Origin of the sequence: Phytopseudomonas daroniae (genome assembly GCF_004327275.1) — a bacterium.
GTDB lineage: Bacteria > Pseudomonadota > Gammaproteobacteria > Pseudomonadales > Pseudomonadaceae > Aquipseudomonas > Aquipseudomonas daroniae.
This window is the reverse complement of record NZ_QJUJ01000014.1, coordinates 83,494-100,409: the sequence shown is the minus strand read 5'-3', so window position 1 is coordinate 100,409 and position 16,916 is coordinate 83,494. Positions and strand designations below refer to the sequence as shown.

The window sequence follows — 16,916 nt, the reverse complement described above, 5'->3', positions numbered from 1 at the left end:
GCGTAGGAAATGTACGCGGCGACATCGGCCCCCGCCCCCGGCAGAATCCCCACCAGAACCCCGACTACCGAGCCCTGACCGACGCCCGCCTTGTATTTGAAGATATCGCGCAGCGCCTGCAGCAGCATCGGCTTCTGCGCCACCAGCGCTGCCTGCCGGGAGTTGCCGACGCGGCTGTTGCGGGTGCAGAAGCGCAGGATTTCCGCCACGGCGAACAGGCCAATGATCACCGGGATGAAACCCAGGCCACCGAGCAGATCGGCATTGCCGAAGGTGAAGCGTGCCTCGCCGGATACCGGATCCAGCCCCACGCTGGCCACCAGTAAACCGAGCAGCAGCGAGACGGCGCCCTTGACGGGCGAACTGTCGGACACCGCGATGGCCGCGGTCAGGCCCATGCAGGCCAGCCAGAAATATTCGAAGGAGCTGAAGTTGAGGGCGAACTCGGCCAGGAACGGCGCGAACAGGATCAGCGCCAACACGCCGATAGTGCCGCCAATGGCCGAGCTGATCGCACTCATGCTCAGGGCGTATTCGCCCAGGCCACGCTGCGCCAGGCCATAGCAGGGTTCGGTATAAGCCGCCGAGGCGGGCGTACCCGGCATGCGCATGTACACCGCTGGCAGGTCACCGGCGAAGATCGCCATGGCCGCCATGGTGACGATGGCGGCAATCGCCGGCACCGGATCCATGAAGAAGGTCACCGGTACCATCAGCGCCACCGCCATGGTCGCGGTAAGGCCGGGAATGGCACCGACGAACAATCCGTAGATAGCGGCGACCATCATCACCGCCAGGACTTCGAAGGTCATCACCATGCCGAAGGCATTGATTATCGCGTCCACGGTCAGCCCCCTAGATAATCGGTGAGAAAGCCCATGGGCAGTTGCACGCTCATCACCTGCTGGAAGAACAGGTAGAGGAACAGGGTCGCCAGCACGGCGGTGACCCAGGACAGCAGTGGTCGACCGCTGAAACGCTGGCAGAGCACACCGATCAGCAACACCGAGCAGAGAATGAAGCCCAGGGTTTCGATGACGGTAATGAAGGTGCCCACCAGCAGCGGCACCAGCAGGATGTTGATCAGCCGCTCGCGATCGCGCAGCCACGGGCCGGCCTGCGCCAGCCAGAAGCCGCCGCCATCCTGGCTGCGCGCCAGACGAACGCCCTTGGCCAGCAGGATCACGCCACAGAGCGCCAGCAGGCCACCGATGATGGACGGGAAGAAACCCGCACCATATTGAAAGAACGGCGAGACTTTCATCTGCTGGCTGCTGAGCAGAACACCCAGGCCGAGCAGGGTGAAAAATACCCCGAGGGCGATATCACTGAATTTCATGCTGTGCGCTCCTGTCGATCAGCCGCTGCACCCACCTGCCCTAGCGGCAGGCGAGTGCCATGGCGATTACGGGTTGAGCTTGCCGATCAGCGCCTGGACATCACGAGTGTGCTGTTCCAGGTACTCACCGAAGGCTTCGGCGCTGCGCCATTGCGGACGGAAACCTCGGGCTTCCATTTCCTTGCGCCATTCGGGGTCGTTGTAGATCTTCTCCAGGGTCGCTTCGAGCTTGACCTTGATGTCGTCCGGCAGGCCGGCAGGCGCTACCAGGGCACGGAACGAACCCAGCTCCAGATCCAGGCCGGTTTCTTCTTTCAGAGTCGGCACGTCCGGGTAGGCGGCCTGACGCTCGGAACCGAATACCGCGAGACTGCGCACCTTGTTGGAACGCAGCAGCGCATCGGCCTCGGGCAGCGAGCACGGCACGAAATCGACGCCACCGGCAGCCAGATCCTGCATTGCCGCAGCGGCGCCCTGACCAGGAATCATGCGAATCTTCTGCAGGTCGACCTGCCAGGCATCCAGCAGCCCGGCCACGGCCATCGGCCACGAACCGCCACAACCGCCAGCGCAGGCGATGGTGTACTTGGCGGGATCGGCTTTCAGCGCATCGAGCGCCTGACGCAGGCTGGTGAAAGGGGAGTCGGTGTTGACCTGAAAACCGGCCAGGTCGAAATTGTACTGGCCAATGGGGGTGAAATCGCTGGCCTTGAAGTCGGCCTGACCCATTTCCTTGTAGTGGGCATAGTTGAACAGAATGCCCAGGGTGTAGCCGTCGGCCTTGGAACTGATGATCCTCTGGATGCCGACCACGCCACCGCCCTGCCCCAGGTTGATGACGTTGAACTGCTGCCCCAGCTCCTGCTTGAGGTACTTGGACAGGATCCGCGCGGTACCGTCGGAACCACCGCCCGCGCCAGCCGGCACGATGATGCTCACCGGACGGCTCGGCCATTCGGCGGCCATCGCTGGCATGGCCAGGCCTAGCGCCAGGGTCAGTGCGGCCAGCTTGCAACCGGCGCGGCTCAGCAGCTTGCCGAGGGTGGAGGAATGCGACATGCGAGGTGCATGGTTAACGAGCATAACGAGCTCTCCTTTTATTATTGTCGAGTACGGCTGTCATGTTGATCGGGTGCAGCGGATCTCAGTGTTGCGTTGCTCTCCAGGCGGTCACGAAGGCTGCGGCGTTCGCGCCGACCTCGGTTGCACTCATGCCTGGCTTGTACAGCGCCGAGCCAAGGCCGAAACCACTGGCGCCCGCTTCGACATAGGCCGCCATACCGGCAGGCGTGATGCCACCGACCGGCAGCAGGGGTATGTCCCGCGAGAACACCGCGCGCCACGCCTTGACGATCGACGGGTTGAACTGCTCGGCGGGAAACAGCTTGAGCACCTGGGCGCCCGCCTCCATCGCGGCGAAGCCTTCACTCGGTGTGGCCACGCCAGGCGAGCTGAACAGCCCGGCATGGCGCGTGGCACGAATCACCTCGGGGTTGCAGTTGGGCGATACGATCAGCCGCCCACCGGCTTGCGCCACTTCCTCGACCTGCCGGGTGCTGAGCACGGTGCCGGCCCCGATCAGCGCGCGATCACCCAGCTCAGCCGCCAGCAAGCCGATGCTCTGCAAGGGTTGCGGCGAATTCAGCGGAATCTCGATCAGCCGGAAGCCGGCTTCGTACAACGCCAGGCCAACCGGTACGATCTCCTGGGGTGTGACGCCGCGCAGGATGGCGATCAGCGGCAGTTGCTGCAGATAGGTATCAGACATGCAGGGCACTCCTCGAAACGGGGGTAGGCGTTGCGATGACCAGGGCGGCGGCGCAGGCCAGGTACCAGAGGCCTGCGACACCAGCGTTTTCCAGGGTACGCACGGAGGCGACACCGAAGCGCGTCAGAGCCAGGCGATAACGCTCGCAAAGGTGCGCGTCACCAATAAGCACCAACGGTGGGCACTCATCCTCCTTGATGCTGGCGAGCACACTGCGCAGCTCCTCGCCGATCAGCAGCCCGGAGAGGTAATCCAGGCTTTCACCCGCCGTCAGGCGCTCGGTGAGCAGCAGGCTGCGGGTGCTGAACAGGCGCCCGGAAACACCTTCCGCAGCGCTTTGCCGGGCCGCGTCGAGGCCACGAAAGAAAGCCTCATCGCTGCGTTCACTGCCCTGCTCACGAGCCGGCCGGCCGAGAATCGAATGGTCACGCAAGACCGCGAACAGCTCGCCAGTCATATGAGTGGTGAAATGGTCGATCGCGCCGTCGCGCACCGTGACCCATTTGCTATGGGTGCCAGGCAGCACCAACAAGGCGTTGTCGCGCAGTTCGGGCGCCAGTTGCAGAGCGCCGAACACTTGGGTCTCTTCACCGCGAATCACATTGGGCAGCGCACTGGCATCGAGCACGCCAGGCACCATATGCAAGGTGCCACAGGCAGTGTCCAGGGCCAGCAGCCCCTCGACCAGATCGCTGACGTTGGCCGGACACAGTGCATAGGGCACTTCGTGCCAGCCCTGGCGGCTGCCGATCATGCCGCACGCCAGCGCCGGCAAGCCCGGCCACTGGCGGTACCAGTCACCGACCAGCTCTTCATAAGCACGGGCGAAGTCGCCATCGGGCGTGTGCTGGATGCCCCACGGCCGGCTCTGCGTGGCCAGCACCCGGCCAGCCTCACCCAGCAGATAGGCACGCAATGAAGAGGTGCCCCAGTCCAGGGCGATCAGCGTCGGCGTGAGGCGGTCGGTCATGAGGCACTCCAGCCCAGTTCACGGGAAATGGCGACCGCACAGGCGATCACGTCCGGGCGCAACTCATGCAGACGCGCCTCCGGCATGTAGGGAATGGCGCTGGCTACACTCAGCGCGGCGACGATCTGCCCACTGGCGTCGCGAACCGGCGCGGCGACGCAACGCACGCCCAGCTCGTTCTCTTCCAGATCGAAGCTGAAACCGCTTTCGGCATAGCCACTCATCAGGCCGCGGAACTCCTCCCACGGGGTGAACTCCTCACGCAGACCAGACTGCCCGGCGCGACGCTGCAGGCCCTGCTCGTAGAGCTCCAGCCACTGCGCCTCGGGCAGATCGAGCATCAGCGACTTGCCGATGCCGGTCAGTGCCAACGGCATGCGCAAGCCAATCCGCGAACGCATTTCCAGGCCACGACTGCTGGGCAGCTTCTCGATGTAGAGCACGTCGCCATCGTCACGTACGCCCAGGTGCACGGTGTCCTGGGTAAGCCGCGCCAGCGCCTCCAGATAGGGCCGCGCGACGTTCGCCAGGGGCATCTGCGCACGGGCCTTGTAGCCCAGTTCGATAAGCTTGGGGCCTAGCTGATAGCCACCGGCATTGCCGCCAATGGCACGCAGGTAGCCAGCCTGTACCAGGGCGGCAATCAGGCGATGCGTGGTGCTGCGCGTGCAGCCGATGGTCGTGCCGATGTCGACCAGGCTGCTGGCACCCTGGGCAACGGCGTCGATCACGGCCAGGCCTCTGAACAGCGCCTGGGCACCCGTAGGTGCTTGATTGTTGTTTTTATCGGGCATGGGACTCTCCTGGCGATGGACTCTAATCGGCTTTTCAGCAATTCTCAATATGCGAAACAAACTCCCATATTATAGGAATAAATTGAGCCGTACGGCATTTCGCGTGGCCAGCCAGTACGCGCGCTGTCAAACTGGCCGCTCTTTCCAGCCACATGGATCTGCGACATGAGCACTGCCGACGAGCACGACGACGCAACCTTCACCGAGCACACACTGGTTCAGGCCATCGAGAATCAGCTGGAATCCGGCGAGCCGGCCTTCGCCCAATCGGTGCTGAACAAGCTGACGCTGGTGGGCTACGAACGCGAGGAGATCGTGCAGATGATGGCCATGGTGCTCGCTCATGAAGTGGACACCATGTTGCGTGAGGATCGTCCCTTCGATGCCGAAGGTTATGAGCAGGCGCTGCGTGCGCTGCCGACACTGCCCGAGGAAAACTGAGCCGGCAGCGGCCACTGCCCGCCACCAGAAGATTTTTCGCTCAATGGCTGCATGCCCCAGCGAACCGACGCCGGCTTGACTACACTTGGCCTGCGGGGCGCCAGACACCCCCGGAGCCCACGGCCGATGCCGTGCACGACAATAACAGGCAGGAGTCACCATGGCCTTTACCGCCGAACTGGTCGCCGAACTGGAAATCCTTTTGCTGTTCAATCTGGACAACGGTCAGGAGGGATTGAAGATCCACCACGATGCAGCACCATCCGTAGTCGCCGCCGCCGAGCGCCTGCACGACAAGGGGCTGATCAGCCTCAGCGATGGCGGCTACCTGACCCGCCTGGGTCATGAAGCGGCCGAGCACGCACAAAGTCTGCGGGCCATTCTCAGCGTCCCACAACCCGCCTGAACCCGAACCAGCGCCTGCTGCCCTGATGGTGGCAGGCCTCTCTCCTGCGAACGATTGCGACAGGGCACTGCACGACTGTAGTCTTGCTCATCACCCGGCCGAGCCCGAGCATGACGCGCCATCCGCCCCTGCGCCCCAATATCGACGACGGCATCGACCGCAAGGTGCTCAGCCAGTTGCGTGCGCGCTTCATGGCCGTCAATCACGGTCGCCAGCAACGCGCCATGCAGGCCTTGTCGAGCCGCCAGCAACAGGTGCTCACGCTGCTGCCGCTGCTGTTTCACGTCAATCATCCTCTGCTGCCCGGTTACGTTTGCGCACAGACGCCCGCCGGCCTCAGCGGCTTCGAGCCAAGCGCCGAGCTGCTCGCCGAAGCACAGCGCCTGACCCGTTCCTTCGCCTACAAGCCGGCCCGTGGCCCGACGCCCACACCGATCCACGGTCTGTTTCTGATGGGCAGCCTGGGCACCGTGGCACAGGCCGAGCGAAGCGACATGGATCTGTGGGTCTGCCATGCCAGCGACCTCAGCGCTGATGCCCGTAGCGAGCTGCGCCGCAAGTGCGACCTGCTGCAAACCTGGGCCGCCGGCCAGGACACCGAGGCGCACTTCTTCCTGATCGACCCGGAGCGCTTTCGTGCTGGCGAGCGTGAAGTCCGGCTCACCTCGGATGACTGCGGCACCACCCAGCACTTTCTGCTGCTCGACGAGTTCTACCGAACGGCGATCTGGCTGGGCGGCCGCACACCGCTCTGGTGGCTGGTGCCCGCCGTCGACGAACACCGCTACCAGCGGTTTACCGCGACCCTGCTGAGCAAACGATTCATTCGCGCCGAGGATGTCATCGACTTCGGCCACCTGGCCCATGTGCCCTCCGGCGAGTTCATCGGCGCCGGCATGTGGCAGCTGTTCAAGGGCATCGAGTCGCCGTACAAATCCGTGCTCAAGCTGCTGCTCACCGAGGTCTACGCCAGCGAGCATCCACGACTGGAGTGCCTGTCGCTGCGCTTCAAGCAGTCGGTGTACGACGGCCAGCTGGATCTCGACGAACTCGATCCCTACGTCCTGATCTACCGCCGACTGGAGGAGTACCTCGAAGCACGCGGCGAGTCCGAGCGCCTGGAACTGGTGCGCCGCTGCCTGTATCTGAAGGTCAACAAAAAGATCAGCAAACCGCCGCGCAACCGTGCCAAGAGCTGGCAACGCCTGCTGCTGGAACGCCTGACCGCCCAGTGGGGCTGGGGTGAGCGCCAACTGGTGATGCTCGACAGCCGTAGCCAGTGGAAAGTCCGCCAGGTGAGCGCCGAACGCCAAGCGCTGGTCAACGAACTCAACTACAGCTACCGCTTCCTGTCCCTGTTCGCGCGCAACCAGGCCGGCGACGCGGAGCCTGATAGCCGTGAGCTGGCCGTACTCGGCCGCCGTCTGTATGCGGCGTTCGAACGTCGGGCCGGCAAGGTGGAATTCATCAACCCGGGCATCGCTCCGGATCTCGGCGAAGACACCTTGACACTGGTGCACTGCCCCACACCGAAGGGCGACCGCTGGGCGCTGTTCAATGGCAGCCTAGGCCCTCAGGAATGGCTGGACTTCGCGCCGCTGCGACAGGCCCGCAGCCTGATCGAACTGCTCGCCTGGTGTCACCGCAACGGTGTCATCGACAGCAGCACGCACCTGGCGCTGCATCCGGGCGCCAGCGACCTCAGTGAATTCGAACTCAGCCACCTGCTCAACTGCCTGGCGCAGGCACTGCCCATGCCGCTGGGCAGCGTGCCGGAAAGCGCCCTGCTGCGCGCCCGTCGACCGACGGCAGTGCTATTGCTGGTCAACGTCGGCGTCGACCCGCTCAAGCAACACAGCCAGATGAACCTGCACATGATCAGCGAACGCACGGATCCGCTGGGTTACTCCGGCGTGCGCGAGAACCTGGTACTGACGCTCGACCAGATTACCCTCAACAGCTGGAACGAGCTGCTGGTGGAGCGTTACGAGGGCCCCAATGCCCTGCTCGACTGCTTCGCCGATCTGCTCAACGCACTGCCCGCCAGCGGTGGGTGCCCCAAGCTGCAGGTACGCTGTTTCTGCCGCAATCGCTCTGCGACCATCGTCGAACGTGTCGAGGAACTGTTGCGCGAGCTGATCACCGGCCTCGACAGTGGTGATCGCCAGCGCTACCTGCTGCAGATCACCCGACGCTATCACCTGCTCGACCTGACGCCTGGCCAGGTTCGCCACACCACGCTGGATGACCTGCCGGCACTGCTCGAACACCTGGCCCAGGATCGAACCGAATACAACCCGCTACGCCTCGACCGCAATGCTCTGGAAGGTGAGGATCTGGCACTGATTCTCAGCGCGGGGCGCCCCGCCTGCATTCAGGTGTTCTATCGCCTGCACGAAGCGGATCCCCAAGCGCAGATCACCGTGCTCGACGAGCATGGTGCGGTGTGGCGCACCCAGGCGCCGTTCCATGACGAATCCAGCCTGCTGGCACCCCTGCAGCGTTTTCTGCAGTCGCTACTGTACCGGCGCAACGCCGCACTGGCTCTGGAAAGCCCGCAGATACCACTGGAAATCATCTACCAGCAGCTACTGCCCGACGCGCCACTGCGCGCTCAGCGCCTGGAACAACGGCCCGCGCCACTGACGCAAGTGAGCCAGCCGTTCTACGATGTGCAGGCGATCATCGAACCCGGCAGTGGCCAGCGCGCCTACATCAGCCTGTACTGCAACCACCGGGAATTCTCCGAACTCGAATATGGCGACAACCTGTTCAGCAGCGTGGCCCGGCATATCCTCGCCCAGCGCAGCGAGGCAAAGCGCTATCCCTGCTACATCACCGACCTGGATCTTTCCGCCCTGCTGGGCGACCGGCAACCATCGGTGGTGCATTACCTGCGCTACAAGGCCAGCCTGGAAGAGGCGCTGAACAGTGCGCTGCGGATCCTTTAACCCCTGACAATCAGTCTGCTCAAGGGCCTCGCCAAGAGGGGGCTAGCGGTCGTACTCGCCCGCCGCTTCCGGTTGATACTCCACCGCCAGCAGGGTCAGCTTGAGTTGTTTGCCTCCCGGCGCTGGCCAGTCGATATGCTGGCCGACGCTCAGGCCCAGCAAGGCAGTGCCTACTGGCGCAAGAACCGACACCTTGCCCTCACCGCCTGCGTCCTGGGGGTAAACCAGGGTCAGATGATAGTCCTTGCCGCTGCCTTCTTCGCGGCAATGCACGCGCGAATTCATGGTCACCACGCCTGCCGGCACCTGATCGTGGCCGACCACCTCCGCCCGATCCAGTTCGGCCTGCAAGGCTTCGGCAATCGGGCCGAAATCATCGAGGCTGTCGAGCAATTGCTCCAGGCGCTGCAGATCGAGGCGGGTAATGGTGATGGACGGTGTGCTGGCCATGGTGCGTGCGTGTCTCCTTTGCTGGACGCCAAAAAAAGCAAAACCCCATCGAGACGACGGGGTTTTGCACAGATTGAGCCGACCGTAACACAGCCACCCAAATAAACAAGAGCAGCCTCAGGGCCTGTCGGCTTCGCTCAGGCAGCAGTGCCGCTGACAGGGCGAAGCAACACGCTAACTGGCCAGGATCGGCTCAGCGTCGACGATTTCAGATTTCATCGAACTCAAGACTGGCACCGGACTGTTCAACGACGATGCGCTCGAGCATCTCGCTCAGCAACTCGTCGCTGGTATCGCAGATCCAGCGCTGGTTGCCCTCGTCGTAATCGAAGTGGAAACCACCGGATCGAGCCGCCAGCCATAGCTGACGCAGCGCCGGCTGACGGCTGAAAATCAGCTGCGAGCCATTTTCGAAGCGCACCGTCAGTACGCCAGCGGAGTTTTCCAGATCGAGATCCAGATCGCTGTCGTCGAAGATGTCTTCCACCGCCTGCTGCACGGCATCGACCAGGTCGTGGAAACGGGCTTCGGTCAAACTCATTGCACTTACCTCATGAAAGATTCAGCAACATCAAACGTAACAGAAGGGGCGACCGCGTTCTGTTCAGCGCACGTCAGTATGCCAGGGCAAAGCCCCGCCGGACGGGAACCCCGCCGCATAGGCAACATGCCGGGGGGTCGGTATACTCTGGTGCAATTATGCTTTATTACAAGGATTTGACCATGAAGCGGCTGTTCACTGCCCTCATCGCGCTCGTCGCCGTCACCACCCTGCTCAGCGGCTGTGGTCAGAAAGGCCCGCTGTACCTGCCGGATGATACCCAGTCCGCGCCTGCGCAAGACAGATAAGGACGGCTCATGAACACCTTCGAATACCGCGACGGCTCGCTGTTCGCGGAAGGTGTGGCGTTGTCCGCCGTTGCCCAGCGCTTCGGCACGCCCACCTATGTCTACTCGCGCGCTCACATCGAGGCGCAGTACCGCGCCTACGCCGATGCGCTGGCCGGCATGCCGCATCTGGTGTGTTTCGCCGTCAAGGCCAACTCCAATCTCGGCGTGCTGAACGTACTGGCGCGCCTGGGCGCGGGCTTCGACATCGTTTCGCGCGGTGAACTGGAGCGTGTCCTGGCCGCTGGTGGCGCCGCCGACAAGATCGTCTTCTCTGGTGTCGGCAAGACCCGTGACGACATGCGCCGCGCTCTGGAAGTCGGCGTGCACTGCTTCAACGTCGAATCGACCGATGAGCTGGAGCGCCTGCAACAGGTCGCTGCCGAACTCGGCAAGACCGCGGCGATCTCCCTGCGCGTCAACCCGGACGTGGACGCCGGTACTCACCCGTACATATCCACCGGCCTGAAAGAAAACAAGTTCGGTATCGCCATCGCCGATGCCGAAGCGGTCTACGCCCGCGCCGCCGCGCTGCCCAACCTGGCGGTGGTCGGTGTCGATTGCCATATCGGCTCGCAACTGACCAGCCTGCCGCCGTTCCTCGATGCGCTCGACCGCCTGCTGGTGCTGGTCGACCGCCTTGCCGAGCAAGGCATCCACCTTCGCCACATCGACCTGGGCGGCGGTCTCGGCGTGCAGTACCGCGATGAGCAGCCGCCACTGGCCGGCGACTATATCCAGGCGGTGCGCCAACGCATCGAAGGCCGCGATCTGGCACTGGTGTTCGAACCGGGCCGTTTCATCGTCGCCAACGCCGGCGTGCTGCTGACCCGCGTGGAATACCTCAAGCACACCGAGCACAAGGATTTCGCCATCGTCGACGCGGCGATGAACGACCTGATCCGCCCCGCCCTGTACCAGGCCTGGATGGACGTGGTACCGGTACAACCGCGCGAAGGCACCAGCCGTCAGTACGATATCGTCGGGCCGATCTGCGAAACCGGTGATTTCCTCGCCAAGGAGCGCGACCTGACCCTGGCCGAAGGCGACTTGCTGGCCGTGCGTTCGGCCGGCGCCTACGGTTTCGTCATGAGCTCCAACTACAACACCCGCGGCCGTGCCGCCGAGGTAATGGTGGACGGCGAGCAGACCTTCGAGGTGCGTCGGCGGGAAACTCTGGACGAACTCTTCGCGGGCGAAAGCCGCCTGCCGGAGTGATGCCGATGTTATTGCGCTTTACCAAAATGCATGGCCTCGGCAACGACTTCATGGTGCTCGACCTGGTCAGCCAGCATGCCCATATCCAGCCCAAGCACGCCAAGCAGTGGGGCGATCGCCACACCGGCGTGGGCTTCGACCAGTTGTTGCTGGTCGAACCGCCACAGAGCCCGGACGTCGACTTCCGCTACCGCATCTTCAACTCCGATGGCAGTGAAGTGGAACAGTGCGGCAACGGCGCGCGCTGCTTCGCCCGTTTCGTGCTGGACAAGCGCCTGACGGTGAAGAAAACCATCCGCGTGGAAACCAAGGGCGGCATCATCGAGCTCAGCGTTCGCGCCGACGGGCTGATCACCGTGGACATGGGCGCGCCGCGCCTGCTGCCCCAGGAGATCCCCTTCCAGGCCGACGCCGAAGCCCTGAGCTACACCGTCGAGGTCGAAGGCAAAGCCCACGAGTTGGCAGCAGTATCCATGGGCAACCCCCATGCGGTACTGCATGTCGATGATGTCGGCAACGCGCCAGTGCATGAATTGGGGTCGAAACTGGAACACCACCCGCGCTTCCCACAGCGGGCGAATGTCGGCTTCCTGCAGGTCATCGACCGCCAACGCGGACGCCTGCGCGTCTGGGAGCGCGGTGTTGGGGAAACCCAGGCCTGCGGTACCGGCGCCTGCGCCGCGGCCGTCGCCGCGATCCGCCAGGGCTGGATGGACTCGCCCATACAACTGGAACTGCCGGGCGGCAAGCTGACCATCGAGTGGGCAGGCCCCGGCCAGCCGGTTATGATGACCGGCCCCGCCGTGCGCGTGTACGAAGGACAGGTTCGCCTATGACTGACCAGCAGGATTCGCCCAAGCCCCTGGACTCGGAAACGGTCGCCGCCTATCTGCGCCTGCACCCCGAGTTCTTCATCGACCACGATGAGCTGATTCCCGAGCTGCGCATTCCGCACCAGCGCGGCGATACCGTGTCGCTGGTCGAGCGCCAGGTCAAACTGCTGCGCGAACGCAACATCGAGATGCGCCAGCGCCTGTCGCATCTGATGGACGTGGCCCGCGACAACGACCGGCTGTTCGACAAGACCCGTCGCCTGGTACTCGACCTGATGGACGCCAGCAGCCTCGAAGAGGTGGTCAGCTGCGTGGAGGACAGCCTGCGCCGTGAATTCCAGGTGCCCTTCGTGGGGCTGATCCTGTTCAGCGACACACCGCTGCCGGTCGGCCGCAGCGTCAGCAACGCGGAGGCTCATCAGGCCATCGGCGGCCTGCTGGCAGGCGGCAAGACCATCTGCGGCGTGCTGCGCGAACACGAACTGAACTTCCTGTTCGGCGAAGCGGGCGAGCAGGTCGGCTCGGCTGCGGTGGTCGGCCTTTCCTATCAGGGTCTGCATGGTGTGCTGGCGATCGGCAGTACCGATTCGCAGCATTACAAGAGCTCTCTGGGCACCCTGTTCCTCGGTTATATCGCCGAAGTTCTGTCTCGGGTGCTGCCACGTTTCTCCGCTCCACTGCGCTCGGTACGCTAGAGCAGCTTCAAGCCACAAGCTGCAAGTTGAAGCAAGTGCGCTGTCATCCACGCCTTACTTGGAGCTTGAAGCTTGAAGCTTGCCGCTGATCTTGAAGCCTATCTCGAACACCTGCGCAGCGAGCGCCAGGTGTCTGTTCACACGTTGGACGGCTACCGCCGCGACCTCAACAAGCTGCTCGCCTATTGCGAGAAGGAACAGCTCAGCGACTGGGCAGCCCTCGATACCTCGCGCCTGCGTCGCCAGGTGGCCCGCCTGCACATGAACGGCCAATCGGCCCGCAGCCTCGCCCGCCTGCTTTCGGCCACCCGCGGCCTGTATCGCTACCTGATTCGTGAAGGCCATTGCCGCCACGATCCGGCCAGTGGCCTGACGCCGCCCAAGGGCGAGCGCAGGCTTCCCAAGGTGCTGGATGTGGATCGCGCCAGCCAACTGCTCGACGGCGCCCAGGAAGACGATTTCATCGCCCGCCGCGATCACGCCATGCTCGAGCTGTTCTATTCTTCGGGGCTACGCCTGTCGGAGCTGGTCGCCCTGAATCTCGATGGACTCGACTTGCCTGCCGGCCTGGTGCGAGTGGTCGGCAAGGGCAACAAGGTGCGCGAGCTGCCGGTCGGCGGCAAGGCCCGTGAAGCCCTGGAACAATGGCTGCCGCTACGCGCCCTGGCCAACCCGCCGGATGGTGCGGCGTTCATCAGCCGCCAGGGTCGACGCATCGGTGCCCGCGCCGTGCAGCTGCGAGTGCGTCAGGCGGGCATCAGCGAACTGGGCCAGCACATTCATCCGCACATGCTGCGTCACTCTTTCGCCAGCCATATGCTCGAGTCGTCTCAGGATCTGCGCGCGGTGCAGGAATTGCTCGGCCATGCCGACATCGCCACCACGCAGATCTACACCCACCTGGACTTCCAGCACCTGAGCAAGGTCTACGACAGCGCCCACCCAAGGGCCAAACGCCGCAAGGAACAGGACTCATGAGCATCCGCCTGATCACCTTCGATCTCGATGACACCCTGTGGGACAACCGCCCGGTGATCATGGGTGCCGAGACAGCCATGCGCGACTGGATCAGCACCCATGCACCGCATCTGGCGAGCCAGCCGGTGGATTACCTGGGGCAAACCCGTGGCCGCCTGCTGGAAGGCGAACCGAGCCTGAGATACCGCCTTAGCGAGTTGCGCCGCCGCACCCTGCGCCACGCCCTGGAAGGCGTCGGCTATGCCGCGGACGAAGCCCAGCACCTGGCCGAAGGCGCTTTCCAGGCGATGCTCGAGGCGCGTCACGCCATCACCTTTTTTGCCGATACCGTCACCACACTGGAGCGACTGGCCAACCAGTACCAACTGGGTGTGATCACCAACGGCAATGCCGATGTGCGCCGACTCGGGCTGGCAGACTACTTCAGCTTCATCCTTTGTGCCGAAGAGTTGGGGGTCGGCAAACCTGACCCCAAACCGTTCCAGGAAGCACTCAGCCGCTCCGGCATGCAGGCCGCACAAGCCGTGCACATCGGTGACCACCCAGGTGACGATATCGCCGGCGCGCGCGCGGCGGGATGGCGCGCCGTATGGTTCAACCCCGAAGACAAGGCCTGGGCCGGCGACGACGAGGCCGATGCACAGATCCGCAGCCTGGGAGAATTACCGACGCTGCTGGAGCGCTGGGCGTAGGATGGGTGCAACCCATCGGCAGTTGATGGGTTTCACCCATCCTACGATCTAGCCCGGATATTTCACCAGAACGTAGCCTGGATTAGCCCCCGGCGTAATCCGGGGCCGAAGGCCTGATCCTTCGTTTAACACGGATCATCGACCGTCCGCTTGCGCCTTCGACCTGCCTCTCACTCCCCATACGCAAAAGCCCGCCTTCTCAGGCGGGCTTTTGCGTATACAACCAGCTTTCGCCTCAGATCGGGCGACTGCCGTATTTGCTGTCAGGCTTCTTGGGTGGATCGGAAACCACATTGGGCTCCACTTCCTGCACCTTGCCGCCACGGGTCAAGAACTCTTCCATGGCACGAGCCAGGGCATCACGCTCCTTTTGCTTGGCTTCGACACTCGGCAGCTCGTCAACCTCGACCGCTTTCTTGGCTTTGCCCTTCTTGGCAGGCGCCGCGCTGTCGGATTCGCTGTCGTCATCGCCGTCATCGCTATCCGCTGCCGCCAGCTCCTCGCCGTCGTCCTCGTCTACGCCTTCCAGCTCGTCTTGTTCCAGTTCTTCGTCGCTCATGTTCAGCCTCATGACTTGCGAAAAGCAGGTTAGTTATAGCCCAGTCGTCCAACGTTGCCGAACGCCTGGGAAAAATTCAATTTGCCGTACCTTGCAAGGTCGCCAGCACTCGACGCGCACCACCCTGCTCACGGTGCTCACCAAGGTAAATCCCTTGCCAGGTGCCCAGTGCCAGACGCCCATGACTCACCGGGATCTGCAACTGAACGCCCAACACGCTCGACTTGAAGTGCGCCGGCAAATCATCCGGGCCTTCGTCGCAGTGCTCGTACCCCGCTGTGTCCTCAGGGATGAGACGGCGAAAAAAGCGCTCGAAGTCGCGGCGTACTGCCGGGTCGGCGTTTTCGTTGACGGTCAGAGACGCCGACGTGTGCTGCAGCCACAGGTGTAACAGACCCATCCTGTAGCTCGCCAGTTCCGGTAACGCATCCTGCAATTCATCGGTAACGAGATGAAAGCCTCGTGGCCGTGGACGCAGGGTGATCAGCCGTTGCTGCCACATGTTCGTCGCCCTCTTTTCAACGCGCGCATTTTAGCGTGCCGTACAAAAAAGCAAAGGGCGCCTGAGCGCCCTTTGCAGTTGTTCGACCATCACTTTTCCGCGATGAGGCTCCGGTAGAGCCGCAAAGGTCGAAACCTTTGCGGCTCTACCCAGCAGATCACTTCTGGCTGGTGAACTCCGGATAGGCTTCCATCCCGCACTGGGAAAGATCCACACCTTCGTATTCCTCTTCCTCGCTCACGCGCAGGCCGAACAGCGCCTTGATCACGGCCCAGATGATCAGGCTGGTGATGAAGACCCAACCGAAGATGCCCAGGATACCGATGATCTGTGCGCCGAAGCTGGCTTCGGCATTGGTCAGCGGTACCGCCAGCACACCCCAGATACCCACGACACCGTGCACGGAGATGGCACCGACCGGATCGTCGATCTTGATCTTGTCGAAGGCCAGGACGCTGAACACCACCAGGGCGCCGCCCACGGCACCGATCAGGGTGGCCTGCAGGCCGCTCGGCGACAGCGGGTCGGCGGTGATGGCCACCAGGCCGGCCAGGGCGCCGTTGATCATCATGGTCAGGTCGGTCTTGCCGAACAGGATGCGCGAGACGATCATCGCCGCGATCAGGCCACCGGCGGCCGCCATGTTGGTATTGACGAACACTTGCGCAACGTTGTTGGCCGAGTCGATATCGGAGATCTTCAGCTCGGAACCGCCGTTGAAACCGAACCAGCCCATCCACAGGATGAACATACCCAGGGTCGCCAGCGGCAGGTTGGCCCCCGGAATCGGATTGATCTGGCCGTTCGGGCCATATTTGCCCTTGCGTGGGCCGAGCAGGATGACACCGGCCAGAGCCGCGCTGGCACCCGCCATGTGCACGATGCCGGAACCGGCGTAGTCGGAATAGCCCAGCGCGTCCAGCCAGCCCTCGCCCCAGCTCCAGGAGCCCTGGATCGGGTAGATGAAACCGGTCATGACCACCGCGAAGGCCAGGAAAGGCCACAAGCGCATACGCTCGGCCACCGCGCCGGAAATGATCGACATGCAGGCGCCGGCGAAGACGATCTGGAAGAAGAAGTCGGAACGCGCCGAGTAATAGGGCGCATCTTCTTCACCGGTCACCGCCTCGGCGAGGTTCTCGTCGCCGATCAGGAAGCCCAGGCTGGGGAACACCATGCCATCCGAGGAGTACATGATGTAGTAGCCGACCAGCAGGTACATCACCGAGGCAATGGCGAACAGGGAGATGTTCTTGGCCAGAATCTCGGTGGTGTTCTTGCTGCGCACGAGCCCTGATTCAAGCATGCAGAAACCTGCCGCCATCCACATGACCAGGGCGCCGCAAATCAGAAAATAGAAGGTATCGAAACCGTACTGCAATGCCGCCAATGCTGTGTTGTCCATTTTTCACCTCTAGCCGTCGCGCTTGTT

General features: G+C 63.3%; 20 protein-coding genes. 9 read left to right on the top strand and 11 right to left on the bottom strand.

What is annotated here, in order from left to right; translation table 11 throughout:
* The 6 genes from DNK10_RS24325 to DNK10_RS24300 all read right to left on the bottom strand — a co-directional run.
* On the bottom strand, positions 1 to 845 hold an 845-nt coding region (locus tag DNK10_RS24325; RefSeq protein WP_208738866.1), incomplete at its 3' end, for a tripartite tricarboxylate transporter permease.
* Positions 846 to 847: 2 nt separating this feature from the next.
* Entirely contained in the window at positions 848 to 1,339 is a 492-nt protein-coding gene (locus DNK10_RS24320) for a tripartite tricarboxylate transporter TctB family protein (protein ID WP_131193327.1), read from the bottom strand.
* A 66-nt stretch (positions 1,340 to 1,405) separates the two neighbouring features.
* Positions 1,406 to 2,422: a Bug family tripartite tricarboxylate transporter substrate binding protein gene (locus DNK10_RS24315; RefSeq protein WP_131178253.1), complete on the bottom strand. Its 1,017-nt coding sequence runs from the start codon at positions 2,420 to 2,422 to the stop codon at positions 1,406 to 1,408.
* 61 nt (positions 2,423 to 2,483) lie between these two features.
* On the bottom strand, positions 2,484 to 3,107 hold the full coding sequence (locus DNK10_RS24310) for a 2-dehydro-3-deoxy-6-phosphogalactonate aldolase (protein WP_131193326.1): 624 nt from the start codon (positions 3,105 to 3,107) through the stop codon (positions 2,484 to 2,486).
* Positions 3,100 to 4,077, bottom strand: a complete 978-nt coding sequence (locus DNK10_RS24305; RefSeq protein ID WP_131193325.1) for a 2-dehydro-3-deoxygalactonokinase — start codon at positions 4,075 to 4,077, stop codon at positions 3,100 to 3,102. The genes DNK10_RS24310 and DNK10_RS24305 overlap by 8 nt, the downstream gene beginning before the upstream one ends.
* Positions 4,074 to 4,871 carry an IclR family transcriptional regulator gene (locus DNK10_RS24300; RefSeq protein WP_131178256.1) on the bottom strand — a complete coding sequence of 266 codons (798 nt, stop codon included), beginning with the start codon at positions 4,869 to 4,871 and terminating at the stop codon, positions 4,074 to 4,076. Before DNK10_RS24300 ends, DNK10_RS24305 begins: the two co-directional genes overlap by 4 nt.
* A 165-nt stretch (positions 4,872 to 5,036) precedes the next feature.
* Between DNK10_RS24300 and DNK10_RS24295 the strand changes: the two genes are divergently transcribed.
* The 3 genes from DNK10_RS24295 to DNK10_RS24285 all read left to right on the top strand — a co-directional run bounded on the left by DNK10_RS24295 (position 5,037) and on the right by DNK10_RS24285 (position 8,669).
* Entirely contained in the window at positions 5,037 to 5,312 is a 276-nt protein-coding gene (locus tag DNK10_RS24295) for a hypothetical protein (protein WP_131178257.1), read from the top strand.
* 160 nt (positions 5,313 to 5,472) lie between these two features.
* Positions 5,473 to 5,718: a TIGR02647 family protein gene (locus tag DNK10_RS24290; protein WP_131178258.1), complete on the top strand. Its 246-nt coding sequence runs from the start codon at positions 5,473 to 5,475 to the stop codon at positions 5,716 to 5,718.
* A gap of 110 nt (positions 5,719 to 5,828) precedes the next feature.
* Complete coding sequence (locus tag DNK10_RS24285) at positions 5,829 to 8,669, top strand: class I adenylate cyclase (protein ID WP_131193324.1); 2,841 nt, start codon at positions 5,829 to 5,831, stop codon at positions 8,667 to 8,669.
* A 42-nt stretch (positions 8,670 to 8,711) separates the two neighbouring features.
* Here DNK10_RS24285 and rnk read toward each other — a convergent pair whose 3' ends face one another.
* Both rnk and cyaY read right to left on the bottom strand, forming a co-directional pair.
* Positions 8,712 to 9,119, bottom strand: a complete 408-nt coding sequence (gene rnk, locus DNK10_RS24280) for a nucleoside diphosphate kinase regulator (RefSeq protein WP_131178264.1) — start codon at positions 9,117 to 9,119, stop codon at positions 8,712 to 8,714.
* A 208-nt stretch (positions 9,120 to 9,327) separates the two neighbouring features.
* Positions 9,328 to 9,660, bottom strand: a complete 333-nt coding sequence (gene cyaY / locus DNK10_RS24275) for an iron donor protein CyaY (protein ID WP_131178265.1) — start codon at positions 9,658 to 9,660, stop codon at positions 9,328 to 9,330.
* 182 nt (positions 9,661 to 9,842) lie between these two features.
* On the opposite strand from cyaY, the gene lptM reads away from it, so the two are divergent.
* The 6 genes from lptM (at position 9,843) to DNK10_RS24245 (ending at position 14,423) form a co-directional block, all read left to right on the top strand.
* Entirely contained in the window at positions 9,843 to 9,968 is a 126-nt protein-coding gene (gene lptM, locus DNK10_RS24270) for an LPS translocon maturation chaperone LptM (RefSeq protein WP_082045717.1), read from the top strand.
* 9 nt (positions 9,969 to 9,977) lie between these two features.
* Positions 9,978 to 11,225 (top strand): diaminopimelate decarboxylase, encoded by a 1,248-nt coding sequence (lysA, locus tag DNK10_RS24265; RefSeq protein WP_131193323.1) that lies wholly within the window; start codon positions 9,978 to 9,980, stop codon positions 11,223 to 11,225.
* Positions 11,226 to 11,230: 5 nt separating this feature from the next.
* Positions 11,231 to 12,061, top strand: a complete 831-nt coding sequence (gene dapF, locus DNK10_RS24260; RefSeq protein WP_131193322.1) for a diaminopimelate epimerase — start codon at positions 11,231 to 11,233, stop codon at positions 12,059 to 12,061.
* Positions 12,058 to 12,753, top strand: coding sequence for a DUF484 family protein (locus DNK10_RS24255; protein WP_131178268.1), 696 nt, complete (start codon positions 12,058 to 12,060; stop codon positions 12,751 to 12,753). The genes dapF and DNK10_RS24255 overlap by 4 nt, the downstream gene beginning before the upstream one ends.
* 72 nt (positions 12,754 to 12,825) lie before the next feature.
* On the top strand, positions 12,826 to 13,731 hold the full coding sequence (xerC, locus tag DNK10_RS24250) for a tyrosine recombinase XerC (RefSeq protein WP_131193321.1): 906 nt from the start codon (positions 12,826 to 12,828) through the stop codon (positions 13,729 to 13,731).
* Positions 13,728 to 14,423 (top strand): HAD family hydrolase, encoded by a 696-nt coding sequence (locus tag DNK10_RS24245; RefSeq protein WP_131193320.1) that lies wholly within the window; start codon positions 13,728 to 13,730, stop codon positions 14,421 to 14,423. The genes xerC and DNK10_RS24245 overlap by 4 nt, the downstream gene beginning before the upstream one ends.
* A gap of 235 nt (positions 14,424 to 14,658) precedes the next feature.
* Here DNK10_RS24245 and sutA read toward each other — a convergent pair whose 3' ends face one another.
* The 3 genes from sutA to DNK10_RS24230 all read right to left on the bottom strand — a co-directional run bounded on the left by sutA (position 14,659) and on the right by DNK10_RS24230 (position 16,889).
* Complete coding sequence (gene sutA, locus DNK10_RS24240; protein ID WP_131178271.1) at positions 14,659 to 14,982, bottom strand: transcriptional regulator SutA; 324 nt, start codon at positions 14,980 to 14,982, stop codon at positions 14,659 to 14,661.
* Between the two features lie 76 nt (positions 14,983 to 15,058).
* Positions 15,059 to 15,484 (bottom strand): secondary thiamine-phosphate synthase enzyme YjbQ, encoded by a 426-nt coding sequence (locus DNK10_RS24235; RefSeq protein WP_131178272.1) that lies wholly within the window; start codon positions 15,482 to 15,484, stop codon positions 15,059 to 15,061.
* 157 nt (positions 15,485 to 15,641) lie between these two features.
* Positions 15,642 to 16,889: an ammonium transporter gene (locus DNK10_RS24230; protein ID WP_131178273.1), complete on the bottom strand. Its 1,248-nt coding sequence runs from the start codon at positions 16,887 to 16,889 to the stop codon at positions 15,642 to 15,644.
* Positions 16,890 to 16,916 lie beyond the last annotated feature (27 nt).